The sequence below is a fragment of the Streptomyces sp. NPDC002701 genome, assembly GCF_042889045.1.
Lineage (GTDB): Bacteria > Actinomycetota > Actinomycetes > Streptomycetales > Streptomycetaceae > Streptomyces.
In genome coordinates, this window is the sequence record NZ_JBIAQL010000042.1 from 1 (window position 1) to 19,621 (window position 19,621).

19 protein-coding genes are annotated in these 19,621 nt (G+C 67.2%); 5 read left to right on the top strand and 14 right to left on the bottom strand.

Annotation, left to right across the window (positions count from 1 at the left end; translation table 11 throughout):
- Positions 1-15 precede the first annotated feature (15 nt).
- Positions 16-1,974, top strand: a complete 1,959-nt coding sequence (locus tag ACFYXC_RS40150; protein WP_389557883.1) for a Helicase associated domain protein — start codon at positions 16-18, stop codon at positions 1,972-1,974.
- 208 nt (positions 1,975-2,182) lie between these two features.
- Here ACFYXC_RS40150 and ACFYXC_RS40155 read toward each other — a convergent pair whose 3' ends face one another.
- Positions 2,183-3,553 (bottom strand): hypothetical protein, encoded by a 1,371-nt coding sequence (locus ACFYXC_RS40155; protein WP_389557885.1) that lies wholly within the window; start codon positions 3,551-3,553, stop codon positions 2,183-2,185.
- Between the two features lie 219 nt (positions 3,554-3,772).
- Here ACFYXC_RS40155 and ACFYXC_RS40160 point away from each other — a divergent pair, with 219 nt between their 5' ends.
- Positions 3,773-3,928 (top strand): hypothetical protein, encoded by a 156-nt coding sequence (locus ACFYXC_RS40160; protein WP_389557887.1) that lies wholly within the window; start codon positions 3,773-3,775, stop codon positions 3,926-3,928.
- A gap of 240 nt (positions 3,929-4,168) precedes the next feature.
- Here ACFYXC_RS40160 and ACFYXC_RS40165 read toward each other — a convergent pair whose 3' ends face one another.
- The 3 genes from ACFYXC_RS40165 to ACFYXC_RS40175 form a co-directional block, all read right to left on the bottom strand.
- Positions 4,169-5,350, bottom strand: a complete 1,182-nt coding sequence (locus tag ACFYXC_RS40165; RefSeq protein WP_389557889.1) for a hypothetical protein — start codon at positions 5,348-5,350, stop codon at positions 4,169-4,171.
- 624 nt (positions 5,351-5,974) lie between these two features.
- Complete coding sequence (locus ACFYXC_RS40170; RefSeq protein ID WP_389557891.1) at positions 5,975-6,808, bottom strand: hypothetical protein; 834 nt, start codon at positions 6,806-6,808, stop codon at positions 5,975-5,977.
- Between the two features lie 216 nt (positions 6,809-7,024).
- A complete protein-coding gene (locus ACFYXC_RS40175; RefSeq protein ID WP_389557893.1) occupies positions 7,025-8,191 on the bottom strand; it encodes a pentapeptide repeat-containing protein in 1,167 nt (388 codons plus the stop codon).
- Positions 8,192-8,490: 299 nt separating this feature from the next.
- Between ACFYXC_RS40175 and ACFYXC_RS40180 the strand changes: the two genes are divergently transcribed.
- Positions 8,491-8,874 (top strand): hypothetical protein, encoded by a 384-nt coding sequence (locus ACFYXC_RS40180; RefSeq protein ID WP_389557895.1) that lies wholly within the window; start codon positions 8,491-8,493, stop codon positions 8,872-8,874.
- A 98-nt stretch (positions 8,875-8,972) separates the two neighbouring features.
- Here the strand turns inward: ACFYXC_RS40180 and ACFYXC_RS40185 are convergent, their stop codons facing one another.
- From ACFYXC_RS40185 to ACFYXC_RS40220, 8 genes are all read right to left on the bottom strand, one after another.
- Complete coding sequence (locus ACFYXC_RS40185; RefSeq protein WP_389557897.1) at positions 8,973-9,581, bottom strand: hypothetical protein; 609 nt, start codon at positions 9,579-9,581, stop codon at positions 8,973-8,975.
- A gap of 35 nt (positions 9,582-9,616) precedes the next feature.
- Positions 9,617-10,156 carry an RNA polymerase sigma factor gene (locus tag ACFYXC_RS40190; RefSeq protein WP_389557899.1) on the bottom strand — a complete coding sequence of 180 codons (540 nt, stop codon included), beginning with the start codon at positions 10,154-10,156 and terminating at the stop codon, positions 9,617-9,619.
- Positions 10,157-10,164: 8 nt separating this feature from the next.
- Positions 10,165-10,401, bottom strand: coding sequence for a hypothetical protein (locus ACFYXC_RS40195; protein ID WP_389557900.1), 237 nt, complete (start codon positions 10,399-10,401; stop codon positions 10,165-10,167).
- An 849-nt stretch (positions 10,402-11,250) separates the two neighbouring features.
- The gene (locus ACFYXC_RS40200) at positions 11,251-12,663 is read right to left on the bottom strand and encodes a replication-relaxation family protein (protein ID WP_389557902.1); all 1,413 of its coding nucleotides are present in this window, start codon (positions 12,661-12,663) and stop codon (positions 11,251-11,253) included.
- 335 nt (positions 12,664-12,998) lie between these two features.
- Positions 12,999-13,781 carry a restriction endonuclease gene (locus ACFYXC_RS40205; RefSeq protein ID WP_389557904.1) on the bottom strand — a complete coding sequence of 261 codons (783 nt, stop codon included), beginning with the start codon at positions 13,779-13,781 and terminating at the stop codon, positions 12,999-13,001.
- Between the two features lie 426 nt (positions 13,782-14,207).
- Positions 14,208-14,336 (bottom strand): hypothetical protein, encoded by a 129-nt coding sequence (locus ACFYXC_RS40210; protein WP_389557906.1) that lies wholly within the window; start codon positions 14,334-14,336, stop codon positions 14,208-14,210.
- A gap of 1,491 nt (positions 14,337-15,827) precedes the next feature.
- Entirely contained in the window at positions 15,828-16,100 is a 273-nt protein-coding gene (locus tag ACFYXC_RS40215; protein ID WP_389557908.1) for a hypothetical protein, read from the bottom strand.
- A gap of 861 nt (positions 16,101-16,961) precedes the next feature.
- Complete coding sequence (locus tag ACFYXC_RS40220) at positions 16,962-17,129, bottom strand: hypothetical protein (RefSeq protein WP_389557910.1); 168 nt, start codon at positions 17,127-17,129, stop codon at positions 16,962-16,964.
- Positions 17,130-17,264: 135 nt separating this feature from the next.
- Here ACFYXC_RS40220 and ACFYXC_RS40225 point away from each other — a divergent pair, with 135 nt between their 5' ends.
- On the top strand, positions 17,265-17,576 hold the full coding sequence (locus tag ACFYXC_RS40225; protein WP_389557912.1) for a DUF6233 domain-containing protein: 312 nt from the start codon (positions 17,265-17,267) through the stop codon (positions 17,574-17,576).
- Between the two features lie 79 nt (positions 17,577-17,655).
- A complete protein-coding gene (locus ACFYXC_RS40230) occupies positions 17,656-17,868 on the top strand; it encodes a hypothetical protein (protein ID WP_389557913.1) in 213 nt (70 codons plus the stop codon).
- Between the two features lie 132 nt (positions 17,869-18,000).
- On the opposite strand, the gene ACFYXC_RS40235 is transcribed toward ACFYXC_RS40230, so the two are convergent.
- Both ACFYXC_RS40235 and ACFYXC_RS40240 read right to left on the bottom strand, forming a co-directional pair.
- A complete protein-coding gene (locus tag ACFYXC_RS40235) occupies positions 18,001-18,756 on the bottom strand; it encodes an ANTAR domain-containing protein (RefSeq protein ID WP_389557914.1) in 756 nt (251 codons plus the stop codon).
- 61 nt (positions 18,757-18,817) lie between these two features.
- Positions 18,818-19,495, bottom strand: coding sequence for an ANTAR domain-containing protein (locus tag ACFYXC_RS40240; RefSeq protein WP_389557916.1), 678 nt, complete (start codon positions 19,493-19,495; stop codon positions 18,818-18,820).
- Positions 19,496-19,621 lie beyond the last annotated feature (126 nt).

Genomic DNA, 19,621 nt, shown 5'->3' on the forward strand with positions numbered 1-19,621 from the left:
CGGTTGGTGGCGTCCATGGAGGACGGCTCGCCCGTGTTCGGCCCGGTCGCCTACAAGCTGACGCTGTCCGAGGCGATCGGCCGGGGCATCGTCGCCCCCTACCAGGTCCTGTGCCTCGACATCCGCGACCCCGACCTCTACGCAGCCCTCGCCACAGAAGCGACCGGCTCGGATGCCGTGCGCGGGGCCCGGCTCGCGGCCATCCAGACCGGGCTCATGCGCGCGGCCGTGGAGGAGCGGTTCCGTCGGGTGCTGTCATTCCACAGCCGAGTCGGTGAAGCCGAAGCCATGGCGGTGTCGGTGCCGGCGGTCGCAGCCCGGCTCGCCACCGACGACCCCGACACCTACCCGCCCGCGGACCAGGTGTGGGCGGACTGGCTGTACGGCGAACACGCCCCCGGGCACCGCCGCACCGTGCTGGATGAATTCGCTTCCGATTTCCTGGGCGGGCCCGAGTTTCAGGGCCGGGATGTGCGTGCAGAATTGCGGGTTCTTTCTTCGGTTCGGGTTCTCGGTGAGGGTGTCGATACCGCCGAGTGTGACGCGGTGCTTTTCTCGGATGCACGCGGTTCGATGGTCGACATCGTGCAGATGGTCGGGCGCGCCCTGCGGTTGAATCCGGACCATGGGAAGCTCGCCACACTGATTGTTCCGGTATTCCTCGGACCGGGCGAGGATCCGAATGAATTGCTCACCTCGGAGGCATATACAACCCTCAGCAAGATCCTCGCAGCCCTGCGGGCGCACGACGCGGAGACGATCGAAGCACTCGCGGACCCTCGTCTGCGCAACAGCCGGTCGGCTGTCGACGGCGACCGCGAGGATGGTCTGCTTGACGAGGACGAGCACGACCAGGACGACCAGGAGGACGTCGACCGCGAGACGGCGCGAGTCTCCGAGCGGGCTGCCGGGGTGTTGCGGTTCAGCGAGGAACGCGACCCGGCCGCACTGACGCGGTTCGTGCAGCTGCGCGTCACCGACCCCGAAGGCGCCTACTGGCGCCGCGGCATCGAGGCCGCCACCCGATGGCTGCGCGAGACCGGCAGCAGCGAGCTGCGGGTGCCGTTCACCTACGTCACCCCGGACGACTGGGGATCCGCCGGCTCGCACCCGTTGGGAGTGTGGGTCGCAGATCAACGCCGGTACTACACCGCCGGAACCCTGGAAGCCTCGCGCGTTGCGGAGCTGGAGAAGCTGGGCATGGTGTGGTCGGTGCACGCGTCCGCGTGGGACGCCGGCCTCGACGTCGCCCGCTCCTACGCCGCCGTACACGGGCGCTTCCTCCCGCCCACCGGCGCGGTATGGGGCAGCGGCGGGGCCGACGGTGTCGGCGGCGGGGCCGGGGCAATGGCCATCGGTGTGTGGGCCAAAAATCAGCGTGCTGCGGCTAGGAAGGCCGCGGAGAACGCCGCACGGCGCGCGGCCGGGGAAACGGGCATCTCGTATGCCGGAGAGCTGTCAGAAGCCCGCCAGGAGGCGCTGGCGGAGGTGGATCCCGGGTGGTGCCCGATGGCCTGGGAAGTCGGCTGGCAGCGCTGCTACCGACTAACCCTCGCCCACATGAAGGCCGGCGGCGCCCTCCCGGGCGGGGCGGGCGAGCTGGTCGTCCAAGGTGAGGACCTCGGAGCCTGGATCACCGCGCAACGGGTGGGCTGGGACAAGCTGATGCCCGCACAGCAGTACCTGCTGGAGACCCTCAGCATCGAGGCGCCCACGGAGGGCGAGGCGCTCGCACCGGTACGGCGATCGCAGGATCAACGATGGAACACCAACCTCGCCGCCGCCCGCCAGTTCCACGCACGCGAAGGACACCTCCGCCCCGCACGCAAACACATCGAGGTGATCGACGTGGACAGCGGTAGCGAGCAGGAGGCCGTGAAGTTGGGGGCGTTCTTGGACAACAGCCGGCGCCGGGCCGCCAAGCTCAGCCCTGATCGGCGAGCGGCGCTCGATGAGCTCGGCATGTGCTGGTAGACACTGTCCGTAGTCGGCGCTGGTTCAGGTGCGAGACTCGCCGCTACTGCGTCGCCTCTGGTGAACCGGGGGGACAGTAGGACGCATAGGACGCAGGCGAACTAGCCGTACAGAGCGAGGGCTTCTCGGGTATGGGCCGACTTCCCACCGGTCGAAGCCCGGTGTGGCGAGGGACGATGCCACCCTCTATGTTCGACGCTGCCCAGGCTCAGCCACTGATACCGAACATGTGAAGCCACTGTAGACCCCGTTCGGTGACATTTCCATCAACCAGAAGCTTGATTCCGGATATCAGACTCACTACTGATGCTAATCCGCCAAAAAATAAGGCGACCCCTGGGTATCCCCATGACCATTCTTTACCCTTAGGAGCGGCTATACCGGCAGTAACATAACTGAGCACTATCAGAAGCAAAAGCCCTGCGACAGTAAAAAAGAAAGCAGCGGCGGCCATCACGACAAGGCCCCACCACGGCGGTCCATCTTCAGAGAAACAGGCGGCAGCAAATGCTGCGAAATTCAAATAGAGAAAGACCGGAACGAAGAGAGCGGAAAGTACGCTGACGGCGGCAAATAGCGACCCCATGAAAGAGCGTTGGGGCGCAGCGGTGCTCGTCGGGTCGGGAGAGGCTGGATCCGACTGAGCAGAGGGTTTTTGAGCTGGAAGCGAGTCTCCTCCCGACTTGCTGTCTTGCGTAGAGCGAGACCCGTCTCGCTGTGCGGACTTCCCCTTGGCTTTGGAGTCCCGAGCAGCGCCCTGTGAGGGCTCGTCCACGTCCTTGGCCTGCGTTGCCACCTCGGAAACGCGCTTCCTGTCGCTGAGGTCTTCGACTTTCCTTCGCAGGACTTTGATCTCTTCCCTCGACTGTCGAAGCTCCTCCGCTTGACGGTCCAAATCCTCCTTCAGCTCGCCTAGTTCATTCTCAGCTTGCAGCTCGCGTACCAGTTCATTGGCTTCACCCAGGAGTTTCTCCTGATCACGAACTTTTGCTTCAAGCTCCGACACGCGTTGCCGTTCCTGCGCAAGCTCTTTGGATGCTTCCAGTAGCTGCTTATCTAGGTCCTTAACTTGCTTATCTGCATATTCTTTCCACTCTTCGAATATTTTCATCATGGAGGCATTGCCGCTGCGCCACGCTATTTTCTCCTTTTCTGCAGTATCGGCTTTCACACGGGCGATCTCGTCGTGGAGGTGGTTGATTTCATCCTTGAGGTGGTGATTCTCCTCGCGGAGATGACGCATTTCCTCATTGAGATAGTTATTCTGCTCCCTGAGGGAGCGATTCTGCACTTTGGGAGATCCTTCTTCCTCTGCCTCTTTGCGCAAGGTATGCAGATTTTCCAGAGACTCATGCGACAGCGAGTGTCCATAAGCAGCCATAAAGGCCGCCACCTGCTCAACGAACTTTTTGGGAGCGACCTTCTCTCCCTTGAGATAGCGGGTCACCATGGATGGGGAAAGGTTTATCCTCTCGGCAAGACGCCGGTACGGGATCCCACAACCCTTGTGAACAGGATCCAGAGCTTCCCTGAGAGCTGCGCCATAGCGGACCGCCTTGCTGTCAGGATCTTCACTCATGCGTGCTCCCCTCACCTGGGTTGCATGATGCCCTCACCTCACGTCCCTACGCCCGCACTTGGGATAAGTGCATGGAGCAGCGATCTCACCATCCATCCGGTGGACCACGTGTTGCCGATCGCACGGCAACGAGGTGTTTCCGCTTCCGCAACGTCGTCATCTGCGGAGACTCGAAGTCATGCTCCGAACGGCTCGGGGCATGACGAACGGAGAACTTCCATGGCACCGACGCAGCCTCCGACCGGACAGCAGCCCTCTCTCGATCTACGGATCGGGGGAATCCGTCTCACGGTCCAGCACATCCCGTACCCGGTGCTCGCCCTGGCGACCGGCATAGCCGGCTCCATCGGCAGCGCGCTCTGGCTGGGCCGCTGACCTACTCACAGCGGCGCCCCGCACTGCTGACCAATGGCAGGGCCGGGGCCTCCTGGTCAAGAGGTGCCGGAAGCGGCTTCGCGAGCGCCCGTTTCTTGTTCTATGGGGCTGAGTTCACCTGGTGCCCGCGCGGTATGAGACGCGCGGGCAGCAGCGGGGTCAGACACCTTCCTCCCCCGCGCTGCCCACTGCAGACCGAGGCCGGCCAACTGCACGAGGTAAACGCCTCAGGGCAGGTTGTCACGTCGTGTGTTCTGAACGGGGACGAGTCTGCAGATACTCGTCAGGGTTCTCCTCCAGGTAGTGGAGCCATGCGACATCCATGCGGAGCTCTTCTCCGGCTTCTTCGAGCTCGGAGAGGATGTCTCGCCCGTCCTCGCCAACGGCTTCGACGCCTTGGTCTTGGCGTCGCTGTAGAGGGATCTCGATGTCTCGTGTTCGTACGAAGTAGCGGTACCCACGGTTGATGTCGTTGACCACTTGCCGAGTGCGCTCGGTCCAGGACTCGACCAGGCCGTGGGCACCCAATCCCATGCCGCTGTATCCGATGACCTTGCCTTCATCGATCAGTCGGTAGCGGACTTCCCGTGCGGGCCCAGGCGGGTTGCGGTTCTTGGCCTGCGCCAGGAGGCCCGTCTTACGCGTCTTGGCCGTCTTGTCCCAGGCTGGCCATCGGGCTGAGCGCCGCTCCCAGTGTCGGCACGCGATGTCCGGCAGGAAGACCTCGTACTGGTCCAGGCCCAGGGGACGGTAGAGCAGGTGTGTGCGGGGCGGGTTCGTCCGCGGGTCTGTATCGGGAATCTCTACCAGGGAGTCCGTTGAATCAGACTCCGCGAAGGCCCATCGTATGACCGGGAGATCGTCTGCGGTGAGGCGCGGATCGAGGGCCTGGAAGAAGCGGACTGCGTCAAACAGTGTGTCGATGACCGGCCGCCCTCCGACCTCTTTGCGGTAGGCGTCCTGGGCTTCGGCGCGGGCGCGTTTCTGGTTCGTCGTAGCGCCCGGATCGAGCTGCACGTAGCGAGCGGGCATGTCCGCGTAGAGGGCCCAGCTGTACGGGACGCGCATGGGCGTAGGGCCCAGGGACACTGGCACGCTGAAGTGCGCCATCGGCTCTAGCAGTTGCTCGAAGAGCACAGGTGAGTGTTCTTCGCAGTTGCGGATCAACTCAAGCCCCATGACCACCTTCCCCAAGGGGTCATGGGCACGGTGCTGACAGTAGGAGTCTCCGTGGGCGGGGACAAACACCGCCTCGTCCAGGATGTTGACAGCCGAGGCCACCCGGCGGACCTCCAGCGCGGCAGCCTCAGGGTCCTCCATGGTGGCGTACCAGTACGCCAGAATCGCCCGCCGGATTTCCCTCATGTACCGCAGCCCTTTGGCCGCATAACTACCCTCAAGAGTGAACTGCGCTTTCGTCACAGCAGGAGCATCTCAGCGGTCTCCCGGCAGAGCCACCGATTTCACTGCCTTCGCCCGTATCGTCTACGGCGTCGAGCAGCCGATCGACGCCCAGCGCGCTGCCGTACGACGAGCGGTACGCCGCCTCGAGGCCGGCGGCCGCACCGAGGTCCACCGCCTGCCGTCGGCCGCGTCTACATCCAGCAGCGCGCCCACCCCGCTCTGGCATCGCGCCATGGCCGGCAGAGATAGCCGACGACGGCCCAGGCACGTTCGGTGTATGCGCCCGGCTCAACGCCTGGATCGCCGACGTGGCCGCACCAGAGCACCGCACTCCGGGTCTCGCGCCGCGCAATGATCCCTCCAGCAGTTCCTGGCGGTCCTGACGCAGTGAGTGGAGCGAGAAGGACGGGCTGGTCGGTGCCGCGCGGACACGGTGAGCCGATCGCGATCGGTGGAGAGACGGAGCCGGTGATCGTGAAGCTGGACGTATGGATCTCCAACACCCGCGCCAGACGACGCAAACTCACCCAGGAACAACTGGGTGCCCTGCGGGAACTAGCAGTGGGTGGGCGTGACACCGCAACCGTTGAGGTAAACCGTGCGCGAGGCTTCCAGAAGATGGTCTTGGAAGCCTCGCGTCCCTCATCGGGTCTGCGCCGGCGCGTCTACTGGGCCAGTCTCTTCTGCCGAAACGGCGACCGGGCTTTTGAGAGGTTGAGGTTCTACCTTCTCTGCTCCCGCCCACAGCTTCTCGGAGCTGTCGCGGTACGCCTTTGCGATGGCTATCTCCGGAGTCACCATTGAGGTCTCGTGACGTCCAACACCGTTGATGGAGGTACCGATGAGCTGCACTGTCCCATCAGCAGCGATGACGCGGCGGTCATGGAGCTCCTTATCTGCCGTTGCCCGGACCTCAAGGTCTCGGCCGTTGGGCAGGGTGGCCAAGGCGACAGCGATGATGGGTCGCTCTTTGGTACTCGCCTTCTTGGAGATCAGGATTCGCCGGATGGTCGTGGCTTCCAGGACCCAGGCTATGCTCTCGGCCTTGAAGTACGGGTCGACAAGCAGACCCGCGCCGGCCGCTGCCAAACGACGGGTGAGCACGGTGTAGACGAGCGGGTCATCAGGGCTGAGGGTCATGTCCTTCACCAGTGGTTGCCTGACCTGCTCCATCTGCTCCTGCGCTCCGCTCGCTTGCAGTATCGCGCGGCCAAGGTTGGTCAGCTGTATACCGTCGTCCGACCTCACAATCCATCGCACGTTGAGCAAGTACCTGGCCACCGGCTCGGGGGAGGTGACCACGTGTCTGGGGAACATACCTGCGAGAGGGGCCAACAGCGATCCGTACTCAGCGTCCTTCGGAGGCAGCTCGGTCGCGACCTGATCGACATTTGCGGTGGTGATGGAGACACCCTGGGACGACATCACGTTGATGTACCAGAGGGCTCGCAGAACATGATCCGAAACATGATTCACGTCTCAAATGATGGCATCCGACCTCATCGACGGTCATCCGAGATTACCGGTTTCACGCCTCACCACAGGCCGTAGCAGGTCCCGTGCCCGAACCCACTACCCCCTCCCACCAGCACAAACAGCCCTGATTAGCCACAACGCCCTAGGCCAGCAAACTCGCAATACACCAGCAAGCCTCCTCAGAGCGTTAGCAAACGGTCGTTTTCGCCCCCGTCTTCATGGATCAACGGAAAGCCAGTGAGCGGGTAGGTAAACCACGCGTGGTACTCGAGTACTGACGGATGCGAGGAGCCCCTCAGGAGCGGGACCACTTGCCGGAGCGAAAGACACAGTGCCGCCGGAAAAAGCCGAATCGCGGAAGGACACAGTGTCGGGGGAGAACGTTGCGCCGCTGAAGGACACTTTGCCGCCGGAAAACGCCGCACGACTGAAGTCCACGGTACTGCCGGAAAACGTCGCACGGACGAAGTCCACGATGCCGCCGGAAAACGTCGTGCTGCGGAAGGACATGGTGCCGTGGGAGAACGTCGCACGGCTGAAGTTCACGGTGCCGCCGGAGAACGTCGCGCCACGGAAGGACATCTCATCGTCGGAGAACGTTGCGTCGATGAAGGACACCGTGCCGCCGGAAAACGCCGCGCCGGCGAAGGACACCGTGCCGCCGGAAAACGCCGCGCCGCTGAAGGACACCCTGCCGCCGGAAAACGCCGCGCCAGCGAAGTCCATGTCACCGTCGATCGTGACTCCGGTGAGATCAAGGTTGCAGCCCTGCCACGAGCGGTGAGTGCCTTGTGGGATGCGGTAGTGATCTCCGATAAGGCGCAGGATGGTGTGCCGGACCTCGCGTAGTGCGCGGTACCGGTCCTTCTTGTCCTGGTGGGCTTCGCGCTGTTCTTCGGAGGAGGTGGCGTCGGGAGGGTCACCGGGGTCGGAGGGGAAGGGGAGGCGGAGGTAGGCGCACAGGACGTCGATGCAGGTCTGGCGCAGGTTGTGGTCGGGGGCGTCGTCGGCGAGGCCGGCGAGGGCGTGGACGCCGCCGAGGCGGACGGCTGGGGAGTCGGAGCCGAGTTGTTCGACGGCCTGGGTGAAGCGTTCGGTGTGGAGGCGGGTGGCTTCGCGGTGGGCGCCGGCTTCGTCGACGCGTTGGCGGCGGTAGGCGACGACGAGGGCGACGAGGGCTCCGGCTCCGGCGACCACGCCGAAGGAGAGTTTCACCAGGTCGAAGAGGGTCTTGGCGTCGAGCTTCGCGGTGGTGTCGATCGTTTGGAAGTCGAGCAGTACGACCAGGCCGTAGAAGACGCCGCCCGCGGCCAGGATCGCGGCGGCGAAGGTGAGGGCCAGCGCCCGGCGGACTCCCCACAAGCGCAGCTCCCGCTCGTTCACAGGTCGTGGCTTTCGACGGATCGTCATGAGGACCAAGACAAGGTGCGGCAGGCGACGGTTGCAGCGAGCGGGTGGAACACAGGATCCGGCTCGTACGCCGCCAAGGGGCTGCCCCGTGCTCGCGGGCGGGGGCGAGTGCAGGGCGCGGGCGGCGCTGGCTCTTTCCCGCACGGGTATCCGCTCCCGTTCCCTGCGGGCTGTTCTCACCCGTCGTCGGCCGACTGCCCAGCAACGGGTATCTCGTACGCCGGGGAGCTGTCTGAAGCCCGGCAGGAGGCGCTGGCGGAGGCCGATCCCGGGTGGTGCCCAATGCGTGGGAGGTCTCGTGGCAGCGCAACTACCGGCTCACCCTCGCCCACATGAAGGCCAGCGGCGCCTTCCCGGCCGCGGCGGGCGAGCTGGTCGTCCAAGGCGAGGACCTCGGAGCCTGGATCACCGCGCAGCGGGCGGGATGGGGGAAGCTGCTGCCTGCGCAGCAGTACCTGCTGGAGGCGCTCTGCATCGAGCCGCCCGCGGAGGGCGAGGCGCTCGCGCCGGTACGGCGCTCCCAGGATGAGCGGTGGAACACCAACCTCACCGCCGCCCGCCAGTTCCACGCCCGCGAAGGCCACCTGCGCCCGTCCCACAAGCACATCAAAATGATCGACGTGGACGGTGACGGGAGGGTGAGCGGGAGACGGTGAAGCTTGGGGAATGGCTCGACAACACCCTTAAACGGGTCGGGAAGCTGAGTGCGCAGCGGCGTGCGCAGTTGGCCAGCCTCGGTCTGCAGTGCAGTTGGTCAGTTGACCACGTTATTGCCGACGCCCCTGAACAGGTACCAAACGGCACACTCCACGCGCTGGAGGCAGCCCGTTGCCCGGAGCCAGTCCTCGACAAGATGTGGTGGTAGCTGAGTACGCCGTTCCAGCATCGATGTGCCGATGCATGCGGTCTGCTCTCGTAGTTCCCGGAATAGTGCGCGAACCTGCTCGCGGGTCAGGTTTCGCGCTTGCAATCCGGTGTGCAGGCGTTGCAGCGCAGTGAGCGCATTCTTCGCCCCGGCATGGACGTCAGCGGACGGATCAGCACCGGACTGGACCCTTTCCACGATCAGTCTGATGTCGCGGAGCTGGGCGAGCGCCCGTTCAAGCCGAGTCTCCGGAGGTGTGGAACCAGGCGTGTCAGCGCTTGTCGTGCAGCCAGTAGATGCGGTCAGTTTGAGGGGTTGCAGGCCGTGGAAAAGCTCGCGGCGCAGAGGAGCCAGGGCCGCACTTCCGGCGCTGGTGTCGAGAGCGCCGACGACAGCACTCGTCAACCCGGCGCGGTGACGGGCCAGCAGCTGGTCCAGACGCTGTTCGGGATCGTCGCGGCCGCCCTCGCGGAAAGCGCGGTCGCCGTGGCTGTTCATGTGCATCCCCCTTTGTGGAGGGTCGAGGACGACGGTCAGAGGCCGAGGAGGGCAATCAGCCGCTTGCGGGCGCGGCAAATGTTCTGGCGTACAGCGGCGGGACTCATGTCCAAGTGTGTGGCGATTTCCGCGTAGGTGAATCCGTCGATGTCCCAGGCCATGACGGTGCGCATCGCGGGCGGCAGCTGTCGCAGGGCATCAAGAACACTCTGCTGGAACTCGGACACGGTCACAGTGGCCAGAGGGCACGTGCCGCCGGGGCGCTCAGGTACCGCGTCCGTGGGCGTGGTACGTGTGTTGCTCTGGCGCCAGTAGCAGCGTTGGGCAGTCACGCGTAACCAGGCTCGCGGGTGATCCAGCGTCCGCCACAGATCCGGCAGGAGTTTGGCGATGGCCTCGTGCGCGGCATCGGCCGCCTCATAGGCGGTGGCGCCCTGGTGCATGAGGAACACCGTGACCGTGTGCATCTCCTGCGTGTAGAAGGCACCGAAGTCATCACGCCGGAAAGGGACAGGAGCGGTGCGGGTTTCCTCGGCCGCGGTGCCGACGGGTGAAGGCGGTTGCTCGACGGCCATGTCGCATTTCACCTCCCGAAACGGCCAGCAGCTGCGCCGCCGATCGCAATGTCGATGTCGTGTTGCGCGGTCTTCTCGATGAGCCGGCTGCCCGGTGGCAGCGACCGGGCCCGCTCTGACAATCCCTGCTGGTCGAGTTCCGCACGCCGGACCTGCGCGCGCAAAGTGATCCAGCGATGGCCAAGACTGAGGATGTACCCGCCCGCGGCAAGTCCCGCCGTGGCCACTGTCGTCAAGAGATCCATACCCCCACCTGCGCTCGATGAGACGGCGTCTGTCGCGCCGCGTTCCCTCTATAAGCGGCCGGAGCGCCTTGTTGTGACACGGAAGCCCAGAGTCGGCGCACTGCCCCCATCGCGCGGAACAGACGTCACATTCCGGGCCGTGCAGAGTCCGCCCAGCGCAGTGAAAAATGTCGTGTCGCGGAACATGCGGAACGGGTAGCGGCTGGACAGCCCCGTCGTGGCCGTCCAGGCCGGGACGGTGAAGAAGAAACTGCCCCTTCGCTTCCCGGGGATAGGTCGCGCTCCTGGTCACGTCTCTGGTCGTGACGACGGCACCCTGACGGTCGACGCCTTCACCCCGCGCTGACCGGTAAGGGCGATGTCCCGCACCTGCCGCGCGGGTGCGGGACATCGCCGCTATGGGTCGCTGTGACGGCGCGGCCCGGCCGCACTCGATACGACAGGGCCCCTACTGGGCTGTGCCGAGCGTCCCGCCGAACCGGCCGGCTGTCATCGCCCGCTCGCGTGAACACACAGTCTCGGATTCAGGGTGGGCCAGCCCCGGCGGCGGGTAGGTTCGGGGGGGCCGTGCCGGACGAAGCCGGCACGGCCCGACCTCGCAGCCCCCGCGCGGCCAGAGGCGAGGTCGCACCTCTGGCCGCGGTCCTGGTCGCACCTCTGGTCACGCTTCTGATCGCGTCTCTGGTCACACTTCCGGTCGCGTCGGCGTCCCGGTTCGGCTGACCGCCGACAGGGCTCTGACCTGCTGGACAAGGGGTCCCGGGCGCGGCTCCGCGGATGCCGACTTCTTTCCTGTGGCGCCCCCTTGCCGGCCCGTGCAGCGCAGAACCCCCATCTCCCGGCCCGGCCCTACGGGCTGCGCCGGTGCTTGCCGAAGATCGCCTGGCGCAGCGTGGTGGGGATCAGCTGGAGGTTGATGCGGCACTGGGGGCAGTGGCGGCCGTCCTCGTCCGGAGCGAACTCGTAGCCCACGCCCCACTCGCCGGCGATCGGCCCACCGCACCGCTCACAGCGCGGACCTGGCAGTGCGGGCACAGGCGCGCCTTCATCGTGATCGTCGTCGTGCGCCTGCCAGGCTTCGCGCTTCTGCCCCCAGGCGGGCTCTGGTGGCTGTTGCCGGGCGCGTTCCCGCTCCTGCTCCTGCTGTTCCTGGCGTTGGCGTTGGCGTTCGTCGTCGCGGTGAGCCCAGGCTTCCTGATCGTCGGGGTTGGTGAGGGCGTCGGTGAGGGTCTGCCACCGGCGGTGTCCGCACCGCCACCACACCGGTGCGAGCGGCCCGTGCTCCTTGAGGCGGGGCAGCGTGGTCATCAGCAGCGGGATCGCGTCGCTGTAGTCGCGGTATCCGTCGGCCGGCTCACTACCGTAGCTGCCCATGCTTTCCCAGGTGCCGGACCAGGTCTCGCGGGTGAGGTCCAGGACGCGGTTCATGCGGTTCTTCAACGCCTGCTCCCCGGTACGGATACCGGGGTTGAAGACGACGGCGACCGGCGGGTAGCCCTCCCGTGAAGTGGGCGGGTACAGGGTGCGCCACACCGGCAGCTCCCGCCCCCGGTGGTCCTTCGTCTTCTGGCGGAAGAAACGGCGGTAGCGGTCGAACTTCGCCGCGAGAACGTCGGCGGACTCGGTGCAGTTGTCCACCTCGAACAGCAGCACCGGCACCCCCGCCTCCGGCGCATGCAGCACGGCGTCGGTCTGCACGCTGGCCCGGTTACGGCCCGCGCTGGGCAGCGCCATCGCCACCTCCGTCGACCAGGAACTGACCGCGCCCACCCCGGCCGGCGCGGCGGGCGCGGACGCACGCACGGCCCGGGCGGCAGGGATGGAAGCCGTCTCCGCGGCCGACCGGGCGGTAGCGGTGGTGGTGCGGCGTACCGGGCGGGTGGGTTCCGGGGCGGTGCGGGTGATCGCGATGACCGTCTCGTTCACGGCCATCGCGTGCGGGGCACCCGAGCGGGCCGCGCCCCGGGCGGTGGAGCCCATCTCGCTGGCGGGCCGGCCGAGGACTTCGGCGGCCGCGTCCAACCCGAGCGGGGTCAGCCCCCACAGCTTGTTCCCGTCCCGCGCGCTGCCCTCCGACACCGTCAGACCGTGCCGGGCCAAGTCGAGCAGGGCGTTACGGAACGCCTTGTTGTCCTTGTGTCCGGGCGCGGTGAGCCGGTGGATCTGATCGGCCGTCGCGACCTTCAGGACGCCGAGCGCGGCCAGGACGTGCCCGCGCACCGCAGCCGTGGACCCGTACGGATACGCCTTCGAACCACCCACCGGCTCCCCGCCCCCTTCCCTGTCCGCGTCCCCTGACCCGGCGGCGGTGCCCCTCGCCACCGCACCGCGGGCGGACCGGTCGCGCCGGGCCGCAACCGACCAGCCGCGCCGCCCGGACCCTCGACTCACGACGCCAGCCTGCCACCTGCCACAGACACCACACCCCCACCAACCATCAGGAGTAGCAGGTAAGGAGAGAGAAGAGGGTTGTCGTCAGTCGTGGTCGGGGCTCGGCAAGGGGTCTGAGCTGCGTGAACCGTGCGCAGTCTACTGATGGTGCCGGTAGGGGAGTTGGTAGGGGGAACGGTAGGAAACCCGGTAGGGGAATCGGACGCCTACCGATGCACGTTACGGCCGACTGCGCACCCATCACTCGATGCTCGGAAGCGCACCGGCCAACGCCGGACCGCCCGCCCTCTATCTCCAGGGGAGTGAGTTGACCTCCGAGGAGGAGGAACGGCCCGCAACAGCTCCCACAAAGGACGGGAGCCGGACGCCCACACACCAAGCATCTGCCGGTCGACCAGGTACAGCCGTTGCTGCTTGGCGAAGTCCCGGCCAGGGTGCGAGATGCGGCCGTTGGTCACCATCACCACGACGTCCGCCCTGTGCACCGGTCTGGCCGTGCCGTTGAGCACCTGCAGATCCGGCGTGCCCACCACCGAACCGGCCAGCCCCGCCCGGCGGTGCTTGCACTGGATCACCCAGCGCCGCCCGAACGGATCCGTGGCTTTCACGTCCGCTCCGAGGTCACCACGGCCTCCGACCCGTACCGCGTCCGTGCAGCCGTCACGGTGCATCAGGTCCCGCACCGCCTGCTCGAACTGCTGGTGGTGCAACGCGTCCAGCTGTCCCAGCGCATACCGCAACCCCTGCGCCCGTACCTGCTCCCACTTCGCACGCTGTGCCCGCTGATACAGCCAGCCGCCGGCCGCAGCAGCCGCCACGACTGCGAGCAAAAACAGCACCCACCAGTGCTGCACCAGCCAGTTCACCAGCGACACGAACAGCGACACACCCGCGGCCCCTGCCAGCACAACGGCAGCTGCTCCCGGACCGCCCTGGGACTTCCTCGTCCGGCGCCTGCCGCTCCTACGCCGCGTCGGCCGCCTGCTCATCGCGCACCCGCCCACGGGATCGGATACGACACCGTGGCGCGCGGCAGCGCTTTGGCCTTCTGCTCCGCCCTCGGTAACCGGACGGGATACGAGACCGTGGGGCGCGGCCCGGGACGGGCCGCCTGCTTGTCCATCCCCGGTAACTTGACCGGATACGAGACCGTGGGCCGGGGTAATGGACCGCTGTCATCACCGGCATCATCCTGCGCCCCGTTGTTGCTCATACCGATGACCGCGACCGTGATCACAGCCAGTATCGCCATCTGATCGCGCGCACCCGCGGCCCACCGGTGATGCGCCCGCACCCGCGTCCCGTCAGCCTTCACGTACTCCCTGACCCAAGGCACAGCTGCCCGCCCCTCTCAGTCATCGCTTCCTGCCAACGAACATGCTTGCACCCGCCACTGACAACGTGTCATCAAAAGATCACGTCAAGTGACCTGTGGGGCCGAGCAGCATCACCGAGAGACGGTCCGCGCACCGGGCGATCGACCGGCGGATGCAGGCCAGGATCTGCTCCTCCCGCTCGGTCAGGTGCGCAGGACGCCGGTTCACCACACATCCTCGTGCAGTGCGCGGGCGTGGCTGCGCAGCTGCGCACGCGCGGCCGGCGCCCGGCCCGTGCCCGACCAGAACGGATGCCACCACAACCGGGCCGACAAGCTGCCGGAGCTCCGCGGTACCCGTCGCGGGGCGGAGTGCGGCGAGAGCGGCGTAGGTGCGGTTCCAGGCCGCCAGCAACTGGATGAGGTCGCGAGGGAAGAATGCGGAGTCCATCCCCCGCATTAGCTCACGTGTTTGATTTTTTGTTCAAGCCGACACACACCGCACCATGCTCCACCGGTGGGGGCCCATCGTGTGGACCGGTCGGCCTCCACCAGCCGTGGTCACCCCGACCACAACCCCGACCATGACCATGACCACGGCAGGTCACGCCCATGGTCGGGGTCAGCGAACGAAGGGCGCGCGGTCTCTACGAGCAAGCCGTGACCGGGGCGCACGCGATGTCGTTGACGTCGACGAAGCGTGTTTCCCGTCCCCCGCGTGGAATGCGTAAGCGAACCCCCGGTGATGACGCCCCCGGGGGTTCGCTGCTTCCACCCAGGCCGCGTGCGAGCACCGCCGGCCAGAGCGGGCACCACCCCGACCACGGCCCTCGAGGCCGTACCGCCAGGGCGACCATGGATGGCCACACGGTTGCGCAGCCGAATGTGCAGCCCCCTGCGCACTGCGCACTCGCCCTGCACACTCCCGGCCGCGCTGCACAGTCACCGCCGCGGTGAACCCTTACCACCGGCCTTACCGGTTCCCCGCCGGCCCTTACCGCTACTCTCCCCATCGCAGGTCACAGCCCTGCCTGTTCGGGCGGGGAAAATCCGGCCTGGGCCCCTGCAGGACAGAGCCTGCACGCGCCCACCACAGGCGCGCACCGACTGCGCAGCCGGTGCGCACAGGGCGAGGGGCGACTGCGCAATCCCGTGCACGGTGCGCAGGCTGCACAGTCCGTGCGCACAGGACGAGAGCCGACTGCACAGAGCAGACCGGGCGCTGCGCAGGCGGCCGGCTGCACGCTCGGCAAACCGTTCCAGCGCACCGTGCCCGCAGCTTGCCCTACAACTTGCCTTACAACGTGCCCTACAACTTGCTCTACAACTTGCCCTTCAACTTGCCTCAGCCACTGACCCGGAGCCGGAAAATCCCACGTCACACGCCTGGTCAAGGGGGGTCAGGAACGGCGACTACTTCTATGAGAGACCCTCCGAAGAAGTACCAGCCCAAGACCAACAGGGTCCCCATAACCGTTTCTGACCATGAAGCGGAGACCGCGGCGACCGTGCGGAGAGGGGGAGGCCCTCCTGCAGCTGGAGACGTTCACCCGGCGGAAGGGCACGGATTTCACCACCCGCCCACTGTCGAACGTGCTCGGCATTGGACAGCTCTGTCGGGCGCCGGACCCGGCACCGGTCGGCGCCCCGATTTGCCGCCGCGCACCCCGTCTGCCGCCCGCTTCTCCTCCTTCGTTGCCATACCGCAGCCGGAGGGCGGTCAGGCGGTCCGATCGACAGAGACGACGGAGACGACCCATGCACGGTCCTGCGCAGGAATCTTGGTCCACCCGTTCATCGTCTCGTTGCTCAGCGCCGCGGGATGGATCATGTATCCGTTCTCGACCAACCGGTCCCCCGCGGACTGGGGACTGAACTCGTCCCAGTCCAGATCAAGCCGCACCAGGTCACGGCTGTCGTCCTCACCCAGGACGCGCAGCCGGTAGCCGCCACCCGTCGCAGCGCACAGGGCCGTGAAGTAGTGAGGCGTCATACCTTCCATGCTTTCGCACTTCGCCCCGACGTACTGCGGGAGAGAAAAAAGGGTAAAGGTGAACGAGCCGACCGGGCAGTGGCACTTCCCGGCCCGCCATGCCCGCGGGGTGTTCGCCGTCGCACGCAATTCCGCCACCCGGCTCCGCGGCATCGCCGAGGTCTGCCACATCACCGAACGCACCGCCCGGGGGATACGGGCGGGGCCGCACCCCTGCGAAATGCGCCATCGCGCCCCCGGTCGGGCACTACAGCAAGCGCGGGCCATCTGGCACGCTGCAGATACGCGCCATGCGCGTCAGCCCCTTGGCCGTCCCGTATCCCCGCGACGGTCAGGGGTTGTTCCCCTCGCTCTGCGACCGCTTCCCGCCGACTGCGGACGCGACGCCCCCCGGCCGACCGCCCGGCACCACACAGTCCGTGACCATGCAGGCCGCGACTGGAACCGTCGTTGCATCAGACGCGCCGTGTTTTGCCCCCACCCCCCGGGACATGCGCGAGTGAGCCCTGCGGGTCCGTACAGGATCCGCAGGGCTCACTGCTGTCACAGCCGCACACGGCCCTGATCACCGCAGGCCCGATCACGGCAAGTCATCACGGTGCCCAGGGCGGGGTACATTCAGCGCAGGTCCGTGCCTGACGGAGCCGGCACGGACCGCCCACCGCCGTGTGCGCAGACCGCAGGGGCCTCGTACCCGATCGGTGACAGGCACGAGACCCCTGCACCCTCCCCTGGCGGTCCCACGCCGGGGAGGCAGGCCGGACGCGCTTTCGGGAGTCGCCGCCGGCCCGGTCACCAGACTGCCCCCGGCCACCGGACCTCACACCGGCACCCCGGACCGGTCACCCCTTCGTGTCTTCCTCACGGGCCCGACCAGAACGGATGCCACCAAAGGCGGGCCGACAGTGTGAGCAGGCGGTGCCGGAGCTCCGCGGTCCCCGCCGGGTGGGGTGCGGCGAGGGCGGCGTAGGTGCGGTTGAAGGCCGCTTGCAGCTGGACGAGGTCGTGGGGGAAGGGTACGGATTTCACCCCCTCACGTTATCGAACTAGTATTCGAACACGTGAGAAGCGGGCCGTGTTGGGCACCAGACGGGGAGCGAGAGTATGTTCGAGGACCTACCTCCCGATCTGACGCGATTGATCACGTTGAGGACCTGGCACGCCATGTGGTTGGAGCGCATCGACGCCCAGATCGCCGCCGTGCAGCAGCGAGAAGCCGAACAGGCGCGCGCCCGCCGGTCCCGGTCGGCTCAGCCGGAGTGGGTCGTGGAACTCGGCATCGGCGCCGGGCGCCCGCCCCTTGAGGTCCACGCCGGGGACTGCTACTCCATCGGCAAACGCCGCCAGGCCGTCAGCCGCACCGAAGCCCGCCGGCTTCTCGACGACGGCGTACGCGCATGCACCCACTGCACCCCCGACACCACACTCGAGATCCCGTTACCGAGCCGCCCGGCCCCCACGGCCGCGGCGCGCTGACGGACCTCTCTGCTCCTGGACGGCCTCGCGCACCGCGGTGACCCACCCCGACCCAGCGCCCCGGACAGGACCCCCAGCGATGACCAGTACTCCCCCGCCCCCGATCAGCGAGCCGGACCCGTCGACCTTCACCACCTCCAGCAGCTACACCGGACCCTGCTCCGGCTGCCAGAGATCCACGCTGAAATACGGACCCGGCGGACTGCCGCTGTGCCAGTGGTGCCTTGAGGCCGCCCGCGAGAACTGGGGGACGGGCGTGCGCTTCACCAACACCCGCCCGCAGTCCGGCTGACCGCCACCCGCAGACCCCCGTCAGCCGGTCGGGTCCGCGTGGTGGACAGGCGCCACATGGTGACGCGTGGTGCAAGGATCGCGCGCACAGCTGTGGCGCGCCGACTGGAGAATGTGGCTCGGCGGAGGCGACTCAGGTGTCCGAGGCGTCCTGGGGACGGGCGGAGGGGAGGGCTGGGCTGAAGCCGTCGCCGATGACGGAGATGGCGACCTTGCTGAGCAGGGTGCGGTGGCGTCGCGCGTGGGCGCGCAGGGCGGCGAAGGCGTCGTTGAGGGAGATGTCGTGGCGGGCGGCGAGGATGCCTTTGGCCTGCTCGATGACGATGCGGCTGTGCAGGGCATGGCGCAGCTGCCCGATGACGGTCTCTTTCTCCTGCAGGCAGCGGGCGTGCAGCAGGCCGATGGTGGCCGCGTCCGCGAGCGCCTGAGCCAGTATCAGGTCGTCGGTGGCCAGCGCTCGACCATCGGAGGGCAGCAGGAGCAGGGCGCCGATGCCTTCCTCGCGTAGGCGCATCGGTACGGCGCTGGGCAGCGCGTACCCGCTCTGGCATGTCTGTTGGGCCAGGTGTGGCCAGCGCGGCGTCGCCTTGTCGTCCGCGGCGTGGGCCTGGCCGGGGACGGCTGGCTGGGCGGTGCGGTGGGCCTCCACCGCCGGCCCCTCTGTCAGGGCTGCGTCCAGGACGCGCTGCAGAGGGGGGTTGGGATCGCAGGGGGCGGCGCAGTGCAGGCGGGGACCGGGGTGGGCCAGCAGGACCGCGGCGTCGGTGATCTGCAGCAGCTGACGGCAGCGCGCTGTCATCTGCTGCAGGAAGTCGATGACGTCGAAGGCGTCCACCAGCGTGTCGGCCAGTTCCACGAACGTGCGAGCGATCTGCTCTTCCCTGCCCATACTCCCTCATTCCCCCTTACCTGTAGGCCATGGTAGGGCGGGCTTCCGTGTTTTTTCCGGGTCATGACGGGAGTTCTCCGGCCAGAACCGCCTGGGCCACCTCGGCTACGGACCGGCCGGAGGAGTAGGTCTGCGCGCGCAGCCACGACAGCGCCTCAGGCAGCGGAACACCCAGCCGTACGCTCAGCACCCCGGTCGCCTGGTGGACCTCGGCGCGGTGCAGATCCACCGTTCCTGCGTGCCCGGCTCTGTCCTGCCGGCCAGCCTCGTCAGTAGAGCCGGGCCAGCGTTCCAGCAGATGCGCGGCCAGTGCGTCGGCGACCAGCCAGCCCTCCGAGCGCTGCCGGCCGCTCAGCGCGCCTGCCGTGCGCCGGTAGCCGGTCAACGTGCCGATCAGGACCGCCCCTACATGCACCGGCCACACGAACACCGCCGCCACCCCCAGCGCCTGCGCTTCGGGCACGAACTGCGGCCAGTGCCGCATCAGCAACCGGTCCAGATCAGGAACCTCCCGCACGCTCTCTCCCTCCGGAAACAGCAGGCCGGGGCCCTGACCGAGAACGAACTGCACATCCTCCAGCCGCGCGCTGGTGTCATCGCTGAACCAGATCAGCTCCTCGTCCACCGAGACCGCGATCCCGTCCAGGCCCAGCGCGAGCGCACAGTCCACCGCCCACACCCGACGCTGTTCCTCACCGACCGCCAGGTGCAGTCTCTCCAGCAACTGCGCGATGCTCACTTGGCCGTTCATACCCGCCAACCCCCTCGGCTCGCCCCGAGCGGGTCCGCGACACACCCCCAAGCGAGGCGCCGCCCGCCCTGCTCCACCGTAGCGACCTACGAGAACACCCAACAACCATCAGGA

Excerpts from the sequence above, each read along its gene's own strand:
- ACFYXC_RS40155 (WP_389557885.1), bottom strand. The coding sequence starts at position 3,553 with ATGAGTGAAGATCCTGACAGCAAGGCGGTCCGCTATGGCGCAGCTCTC.
- ACFYXC_RS40185 (WP_389557897.1), bottom strand. The coding sequence starts at position 9,581 with ATGAACAGCCACGGCGACCGCGCTTTCCGCGAGGGCGGCCGCGACGAT.
- ACFYXC_RS40230 (WP_389557913.1), top strand. The coding sequence starts at position 17,656 with ATGACCAGTACTCCCCCGCCCCCGATCAGCGAGCCGGACCCGTCGACC.
- ACFYXC_RS40160 (WP_389557887.1), top strand. The coding sequence starts at position 3,773 with ATGGCACCGACGCAGCCTCCGACCGGACAGCAGCCCTCTCTCGATCTA.
- ACFYXC_RS40150 (WP_389557883.1), top strand. The coding sequence starts at position 16 with ATGGAGGACGGCTCGCCCGTGTTCGGCCCGGTCGCCTACAAGCTGACG.
- ACFYXC_RS40235 (WP_389557914.1), bottom strand. The coding sequence starts at position 18,756 with ATGGGCAGGGAAGAGCAGATCGCTCGCACGTTCGTGGAACTGGCCGAC.
- ACFYXC_RS40190 (WP_389557899.1), bottom strand. The coding sequence starts at position 10,156 with ATGGCCGTCGAGCAACCGCCTTCACCCGTCGGCACCGCGGCCGAGGAA.
- ACFYXC_RS40205 (WP_389557904.1), bottom strand. The coding sequence starts at position 13,781 with ATGAGCAGGCGGCCGACGCGGCGTAGGAGCGGCAGGCGCCGGACGAGG.
- ACFYXC_RS40195 (WP_389557900.1), bottom strand. The coding sequence starts at position 10,401 with ATGGATCTCTTGACGACAGTGGCCACGGCGGGACTTGCCGCGGGCGGG.
- ACFYXC_RS40215 (WP_389557908.1), bottom strand. The coding sequence starts at position 16,100 with ATGACGCCTCACTACTTCACGGCCCTGTGCGCTGCGACGGGTGGCGGC.
- ACFYXC_RS40225 (WP_389557912.1), top strand. The coding sequence starts at position 17,265 with ATGTGGTTGGAGCGCATCGACGCCCAGATCGCCGCCGTGCAGCAGCGA.